We start from the raw sequence: 5,274 nt of genomic DNA, 5'->3' as shown, positions 1-5,274 counted from the left end.
CTTTTTTTTCAATAACTTCTTCTAATTCCATTAATTTTTCCTTAGAAAATATAAAAAATAATACTCCATTTAAAATAAATAAAATAAACATTTTAAAATAACTTAATGAAAAACATTTATTAAAAATAATTTCATTACTTACCTTTTCATTAGTGATATTTATCATACTATTATTTCCCATTATAAAAAACATTAGTATACTCACTATTATGGTTGATATAATTAATTTTTTTTGATTAGTTTTAATTAACTCTTTATTAATAATTTTATTCATACTCTGTTGCTTAAAATTCATAAATTTATTAGTTTTATGAAATTATTACAACTCTTCACCTCCTTTAAAACTTGTCATAATAATCCTATATTTATCTATAGTCTACTTTTTTAAAATTTATGATAATTTTTCAAATAAGTAACATTTATATTTTTAAAAACATATATTACTTGTATAGTACTCACATATACTTCTAAAAATTTTCTCCCCATGAAAAGAAGTATTTATACTCTCCTTCCTTATTTTAGGGCTTGCTCCCGTCTATATTAATAAAAGAGCTAAATCAAAAATGATTTAGCTCTTTTCTTTTAAATAAAAAAAGCATTACTAATTTATCAACTTTTGAAAAATTAATAATACTCTATTAAATCAATAATTTATTCATAATTTAAAATTAATAGTTTATAAAAAATTTTGAAAAATAACTAAAAAAATTACTCCTGGAATTCCAAATACTCCAGCTATAACAGCAGTTATAAAATTAATTCCTACTGTTATTCCAAATGATGTTCCTATTGTATTAACTATAATTAATAATACTGCTCCTAAAATACTATTTATTAAAAGACCTAAAATTTTTTTTATAGATCCAAATATTAATTTTAATATTAAAATAAAAACTAAAACTATAGCTAATACCATAAATATACTATTAAAATCTAATGAAGGCATATTAACTTCTCCTTTTAATAACTAATTAGATAATTTCTTTACTTTCTTTAAATATATGCTCAACTCCTACTTTTAATCCTCTTTTTTTTGCTTCTCTCAATAAATAAGCATACCTAGCTTGTATATCATGCTCCTTATATATTAAAGATTCTATTAGCTTATCATCTTTTGCATAATCAAAAGCTGCTCTAGCTACTTCCATCTCCATTTTTGCATTTTCTATTCCTTCTATTATTTCTCTATCTTCTTTAGAATAATCAATTTTTTTAAAAAGTAACTCAGTTACTGTTTTTTTATTCATAAAATAATTACCTCCTAAAATATATTACTTTTTAATGCTTGCCATATTTTAATAATAATATTCTAGAAGATTTTATTTTTATATTTCTTTTCTTCCTTCTAGTGCTTTAGATAATGTAACTTCATCAGCATATTCTAAGTCTCCTCCAACAGGTATACCTGCCGCTATTCTTGTAACTTTCACATCTAATGGTTTTAATATTTTAGATATGTACATTGCTGTTGCTTCTCCTTCAATATTAGGATTTGTTGCTACAATAACTTCTTTAATATCTCCGCTCATTCTTGCTACTAATTCTCTTATTCTTATATCTTGAGGACCTCTTCCTTGCATTGGAGATATATTGCCATGTAACACATGATATATACCATTAAACTCTTTTACTTTTTCAATAGTCATTATATCTTTAGGTTGTTCAACTACACATACTATTGTTTTATTTCGATTTGGATTAGCGCATATAGAACATGGATCTGAATCTGTAAAATTTCCACATATTGAACAATATTTTATAGTTCCTCTTGCTTTTATTAAAGCATTAGCAAACTCTTCAACCTGATCTTTAGGTAAATTTAAAACATGTAAAGTAAGTCTTTGAGCTGTTTTTTTACCTATACTTGGTAGCTTAGCAAACTCTTCAATAAGTTTTTCTATTGCAACTGGATAGAAATCCATTTTTATTCCTCCTTAATATTATAAAACTCCGTTGAAATTTCAACAGAGTTTTATCTTAATTATCTTGTTAACTTTAATTATATCTAAAATTAAAATAATCCTGGTATGTTCATTCCACCAGTTAATTTACCCATTTTTTGATTTGTTGTTTCTTCAGCTGTATTCATAGCCTGATTTAAAGCTGTTAAAACTAAATCTTCTAACATTTCTACATCATCTGGATCAACTACTTCTGGTTTTATATTTATACTTAAAATTTCTTTCTTACCATTAACTTTTGCAACTACTGCACCACCACCAGCTGAGCCTTCAAACTCACTGTTTGATACTTCTTCTTGCATTTCTTGCATTTGCTTTTGAAGCATTTGAGCTTGCTTCATTAGGTTGTTCATATTTCCGCCCATTCCTGGGAATCCACCTTTTGCCATAATATAATCCTCCTTTTAAAATAAACTCTTTAATTATTATATAGCATTTTATAAAGTATTACTATATATTATTACTATGTATTAGAAATACATAGTATCCTAATTTTTCATCTCTATTCTTCTACAATTTCTAACACATCAGGTCCTATTTTTTCAATTAATAAATCTTCTGTAGTTTTTTCATTAGTTTCTTCTTTATTAACTGCATATACAACTTTAACTCTATCTTTTAAAATTTCTGAAATCACATCTTGAACAATAGTTTTATTTTCATTTTTCTCTAATCTTACTTTATTAAATTCATATTGTTTTTCATAACATATGGTAATAATACCACCTTCACATTTTACAGGCCTACCTGTTACTAATGATGCATATATAACCATAGCTCTTCTGGACTTAAAAGATTCTAATATGTCCTTCCAAGCTCTTTTCACATCGTCTAATTTAATATTACAATTAGAATTAAATGATATATCTTTATTTTCTTTTTCAGTTTTAATATCTAATTTATTTTCAATTTTTTTATTTACTATTCTTTTTGAATCTAAGTTTTCATTAGTTATTTGTAAATTTATTTTACCATTTTTTAATGCCTCTTCTAATTTATTTATTCTAGAAAGCAACACCTCTTTAGATGTATCATATTCTATTTTACATATTTTTATTATAGAAAGTTCTAAATACATTCTTGCTTGTTTACTAAATTTTGCATTATCTTCTCCTTCTTGAAGAACTCTAATACATCTCATTATTTCTTCAACACGTATTCTTGCACCTTGATTTTTAAGCATAGTAATATTTTCATGTGATGTATCTAATACTTCTTCAGGGTTATTAGTAACTTTTATCATTAATAAATTTCTATAATGTGTCATTAAGTCTTTAATAAATATATATATATCTTTTCCTGACAAAACCAATTCTTCAATTATTATCATGGATTTCTCTATATTTCTTTCTATAATAGCATCTACTAATTTAAATAAATTATCATTAGTAACTAACCCTAACATAGATAAAAGATTATTATAATCAACTTTTCCATCATTCATTGATATTGCTTGATCTAATATACTTAATGAATCTCTCATAGCTCCATCAGAAATTCTTGCAACTAATTCTAAGCTTTTATCATCAGCTAAAACCCCTTGTTCTGTCACTATTTTTCTCAATCTACCTACAATTTTATCTTTACTAATTCTTTTAAAATCAAATCTTTGACATCTAGAAAGAATAGTTATTGGTAATTTTTGAGGGTCCGTTGTTGCTAAAATAAATATAACATTTTGCGGAGGTTCTTCTAATGTTTTTAAAAATGCATTTACTGCACCCATTGAAAGCATATGAACTTCATCCATTATATAAACTTTATACTTAGCTTCTTGAGGAGGATATTGTACATCCTCTATTATATCTCTTATTTTATCAACTCCATTGTTAGAAGCCGCATCTAATTCTGTTACATCAATTGCTAAACTTTCATTTATTTTTTTACACATATCACACTCATTACAAGGCTCTCCCTCTTTAACATTTAAACAATTTAAAGCCTTAGCAAAAACTTTAGCTGTAGAAGTTTTTCCTGTTCCTCTAGTTCCACAAAATAAATATGCATGTGCTGTTCTATTATTTATTATTTGATTTTTTAAAGTGGTTGTTATATGTTCTTGACCTACTACATCTTCAAAAACTTTTGGTCTCCACTCTCTATATAAAGCTTTATACGACAAGCTTCTTCACCTCTCAAACAATTTTTATACTTATTAAATATTTATTCATATTTTAATTTACACTTTATTATTATACTGCATATGTATTATTAATTGAATATAAGTAAAAAAAGATTGTAAAATGTATTTAAAATAAACTTTTTTTGAAAGGAGTATTATACATGTTTTCCATTATAGTAGCCTTAGATAATAATAATTTAATTGGTAAAAATAATTCATTAATATGGCATATACCTGATGATTTAAAAAGATTTAAAGAAATAACTAATGGACATAAAATAATCATGGGTAGAAAAACTTTTGAATCACTGCCTAAAGTTTTACCCAATAGAAAGCATATTATAATTACTAGAAATAAAAATTTTAATATTATTCATGATGATGTAGAAATTTTAAATGATATTCAACCTTTAATAAATAAATACTATAAATGTAAAGAAGAAATTTTTATTATTGGAGGTGGTGAAATATATTCTTTATTTTTACCTTATGCTAAAAAATTATATATAACTAAAATTTTAAATGAATTTAATGGAGATGTATATTTCCCTAAAATTAACATAAGTCAGTGGATGAATATATACTCAAGTAAAATTATGTATTATAATGAGTTAAAATTTATCTATAAAACTTATAAGAAATTATAACCTTAAATTAATTTTTTTATAAAATGTACCTCATTAAATAAACTTTACACAAATTTGCATAAACTTTATTTAATGAGGTATATTTAAAACAAGTTATATTAAATATTAAATGAACTTATTTTTTCTAATGCTTTTATTAGTTGATCATTACTTTTTATAAAATTTATAGTATCCTCTTTTAAAGTTACTTTATCTTTATTAATTAATATGTTTTCTAAATCTTGCACACAGTTTTCTATTGATATTATCAAAAGCTCATTATTTTTTTCAACTTCCTTAGGAGGGTTTATACTTTTAAATTTATTTAATAATTCTTTGTAAAAATAGGAAATGTTCCTTATTTCATTTATTGTATCTAAATCTATTTCATCTTTTCCTTGTATATTATTTAATATATTTGAAGTATCATATAAAAATATATCTATATTAGTTTTTGCTATTAAATTCATATATTCTTCTTTATCTATTTTGTAATTACAATAATTATTTGTTATATTTTTGCAATTAATTATTGCTATAATAATTAAAAAAAATATTATTATAC

At 23.5% G+C, this 5,274-nt stretch carries 8 protein-coding genes; 1 reads left to right on the top strand and 7 read right to left on the bottom strand.

Going from position 1 to position 5,274, the window contains the following annotated elements; translation table 11 throughout:
* From GBZ86_RS12245 to dnaX, 6 genes are all read right to left on the bottom strand, one after another.
* On the bottom strand, positions 1-193 hold a 193-nt coding region (locus tag GBZ86_RS12245; protein ID WP_152891060.1), incomplete at its 3' end, for a hypothetical protein.
* Between the two features lie 483 nt (positions 194-676).
* Positions 677-946, bottom strand: coding sequence for a pro-sigmaK processing inhibitor BofA family protein (locus tag GBZ86_RS12240; RefSeq protein ID WP_152891059.1), 270 nt, complete (start codon positions 944-946; stop codon positions 677-679).
* A 25-nt stretch (positions 947-971) separates the two neighbouring features.
* The gene (locus GBZ86_RS12235) at positions 972-1,247 is read right to left on the bottom strand and encodes a YaaL family protein (RefSeq protein WP_152891057.1); all 276 of its coding nucleotides are present in this window, start codon (positions 1,245-1,247) and stop codon (positions 972-974) included.
* A gap of 78 nt (positions 1,248-1,325) precedes the next feature.
* On the bottom strand, positions 1,326-1,922 hold the full coding sequence (gene recR, locus GBZ86_RS12230; protein ID WP_152891055.1) for a recombination mediator RecR: 597 nt from the start codon (positions 1,920-1,922) through the stop codon (positions 1,326-1,328).
* Positions 1,923-2,011: 89 nt separating this feature from the next.
* Positions 2,012-2,350 (bottom strand): YbaB/EbfC family nucleoid-associated protein, encoded by a 339-nt coding sequence (locus tag GBZ86_RS12225; RefSeq protein WP_152891053.1) that lies wholly within the window; start codon positions 2,348-2,350, stop codon positions 2,012-2,014.
* A 113-nt stretch (positions 2,351-2,463) separates the two neighbouring features.
* Complete coding sequence (gene dnaX, locus GBZ86_RS12220; RefSeq protein ID WP_152891052.1) at positions 2,464-4,083, bottom strand: DNA polymerase III subunit gamma/tau; 1,620 nt, start codon at positions 4,081-4,083, stop codon at positions 2,464-2,466.
* Between the two features lie 161 nt (positions 4,084-4,244).
* Here dnaX and GBZ86_RS12215 point away from each other — a divergent pair, with 161 nt between their 5' ends.
* On the top strand, positions 4,245-4,730 hold the full coding sequence (locus tag GBZ86_RS12215; RefSeq protein WP_152891049.1) for a dihydrofolate reductase: 486 nt from the start codon (positions 4,245-4,247) through the stop codon (positions 4,728-4,730).
* 98 nt (positions 4,731-4,828) lie between these two features.
* Here the strand turns inward: GBZ86_RS12215 and GBZ86_RS12210 are convergent.
* A partial coding sequence (locus tag GBZ86_RS12210) for a hypothetical protein (RefSeq protein ID WP_207707449.1) occupies positions 4,829-5,274 on the bottom strand: 446 nt, incomplete at its 5' end.

It is taken from the genome of Clostridium tarantellae (assembly GCF_009295725.1).
Lineage (GTDB): Bacteria > Bacillota > Clostridia > Clostridiales > Clostridiaceae > Sarcina > Sarcina tarantellae.
The sequence above is the reverse complement of the archived record's forward strand: the minus strand, read 5'-3'. Positions and strand labels throughout refer to the sequence as shown.

Bases quoted from the DNA above. Each gene is read 5' to 3' on its own strand.
- GBZ86_RS12215 (WP_152891049.1), top strand. From the start codon at position 4,245: ATGTTTTCCATTATAGTAGCCTTAGATAATAATAATTTAATTGGTAAA.
- GBZ86_RS12240 (WP_152891059.1), bottom strand. From the start codon at position 946: ATGCCTTCATTAGATTTTAATAGTATATTTATGGTATTAGCTATAGTT.
- GBZ86_RS12225 (WP_152891053.1), bottom strand. From the start codon at position 2,350: ATGGCAAAAGGTGGATTCCCAGGAATGGGCGGAAATATGAACAACCTA.
- GBZ86_RS12235 (WP_152891057.1), bottom strand. From the start codon at position 1,247: ATGAATAAAAAAACAGTAACTGAGTTACTTTTTAAAAAAATTGATTAT.
- recR (WP_152891055.1), bottom strand. From the start codon at position 1,922: ATGGATTTCTATCCAGTTGCAATAGAAAAACTTATTGAAGAGTTTGCT.